Origin of the sequence: Leisingera aquaemixtae, assembly GCF_019801145.1 — a bacterium.
Taxonomy (GTDB): domain Bacteria; phylum Pseudomonadota; class Alphaproteobacteria; order Rhodobacterales; family Rhodobacteraceae; genus Leisingera; species Leisingera aquaemixtae_A.
In genome coordinates this window covers 1-2,006 of sequence record NZ_JAHVJQ010000034.1, presented here as the reverse complement: position 1 = coordinate 2,006, position 2,006 = coordinate 1, and the positions used below count along the sequence as shown (strand labels likewise).

2 protein-coding genes are annotated in these 2,006 nt (G+C 53.4%); both read left to right on the top strand.

Annotated elements, in window-relative coordinates:
* Positions 1 to 267: 267 nt before the first annotated feature.
* Positions 268 to 1,788: a DUF5906 domain-containing protein gene (locus tag KUW17_RS23145; RefSeq protein ID WP_222482649.1), complete on the top strand. Its 1,521-nt coding sequence runs from the start codon at positions 268 to 270 to the stop codon at positions 1,786 to 1,788.
* A 35-nt stretch (positions 1,789 to 1,823) separates the two neighbouring features.
* Positions 1,824 to 2,006 (top strand): hypothetical protein (locus KUW17_RS23140; protein ID WP_222482648.1); only part of this gene is annotated, 183 nt, incomplete at its 3' end.

Here is a 2,006-nt window from a genome sequence, read left to right as displayed (position 1 = left end):
GACATGTGGATTCCTTCGTGGGAAGCAAAGGGTCCTGGAAACGACAATGCTGAATCGGAAAGCAAAATCGTAATGAGATACACTAGGCGAATAAGAAGTTAGTTTCTTTAGTCCGTATCTAATCCAGATCTGCTCGAAATTTTAGGACAAGTGCGTCCTGCGCCATGCCATCGGCTCGCGTAGTGCGTCTGCCTGTTTCGGGTTTCTTTTTCGAAAACGTCGAACGCCCTCCAACGGGTGAAGTGTGCTTTGTGAAAGGAGAAGTGCATGGAAGTGAAAGAAATGGCTGTTGATGTCGCGTCGGAATCTGATGAGCGTCAGCTGCGTCGAAGAAATACCAGCAGGCACCGCCGGAAGGTGGGGGCCAACGAAGACGTGTTGCCAACCCCGGCCACTGAAGCGGAAGTGGTTGAAGACGCTAAAGATCAGCCGGAAGAGGAAAACCCACACGAGATAGCGAAAGCAACCTTGTGCATGGACCTCGCGAGCAAGTTCGTTCGCAAAGAGGGGCGCTTCTATCGAATTGAGGACCCGAGCAGCTCCATGTCAGCAACGGACCTGAAGCGTGTCTACGCTGTCGATCTCCCGGACACCTTTCCGGACATCGAAATGACCGATGAGCTTTGGCGCGATGTCGTTCAGAATGCCGTGGAAAAGGTTCATTCTAACCGTTCTCAGACTATTGCAGTCTGGGATGGCAGAGTGGAGTGCAACCCGGGCCTGTCTGAAGGGATAATCTGGCATAAGGGATCAGCAACCATCAACTCGTGGATAGTGCCAGCGTACCGGAATCTGGGCATCCAGGAGACCGATTGCGCCCTATTCGATGAGCTTCTGGAGCGGATCTTCGTGCAGCCTACAGATCGGGGCTATTTCAAAGATTGGCTTTCTTCGGGCCTTCAGAACGAGCGCTTGAAGCCTGGATGGGCGTTCTTGCTGTATTCCCAGAACAAGGGAACCGGCAAGAGCACTCTGTTGCAGACTTCCGCCCAGCTTTTCGGCGCCAAAAACTCTATCACAGTCAATGGCCTTCAGAAGCTGACGTCTCGGTTCAACCAAACCCTGATGTCCAAGAAGTTCGTTGGCTGCGAAGAGGTCAAGCTGAAGCCTGGCACGGACGCGGGCAATGCCATTAAGGCACTGATCACCGAAAGCAATGTCGCAGTAGAAGGCAAAGGAAAGGAGGTCACTCAGGTAAACAACGTCACTTCCTATGTGATGACCACGAACCATTACCCGCACTGGATCGAACCTGACGATCGCCGTTGGTATGTAGCTGACGCTAATCACTCAGGACATGCTTCCGGTCCAGATGCGGCTGACTTCCAGTCGTTCATGACTCATTTCCACGAGCAGATGTCTCGGCGGGAAGTGCTGGCTCGTCTGTATAACGCCCTCCTGGAGCACAAGCAGTCGAACAGCTTTAACCCGCGGTCGATGAACATGGCGGCAATTGATACCCCGATCATGCGGCGTCTATCGGCTGGCGCTGGAGAGGTACTGCAGCAGGAGCTTGTCGAACTTCTCGCTGGTCGGGATTTGAGGGCCGTTGCTCAGACGACATTGCGCAGGCTGTTTACCGTGGAGCTGAAGGCTAACCCGAACCGTATCACTCACTTCATGAATGAGCTCGGCTGGCATGCTGAAAAGGTCAAATGGGGCGGAGCTGACTATGCCCGCGTGGTGTGGGTTCATCCTGATTACCAGGTCGCGAATGGCCGGGTGATTGGGCCGGACGGTTACGATCAGCCAATAGACAAAGGTGAAGATGGAGTGGAAATCATATGAGAGCGCCCGTCAGGTTTATCGCGCGTGACAGGTCCATGGTTTGGTATCAGGACATCCTGGACAACCATTTGGATCAGGCAATGCTGCGCGTAGAGGAAGTGCTGAACAGCGCTGAAAGAGATGATGACGGTTGCTTGGTAACGCCAACCAAGGAGCCTAGGAAGCTGCGATTCAATGGAGGTCAGGACCGTGCTTATCGGTTTGTCTACTGTATTACT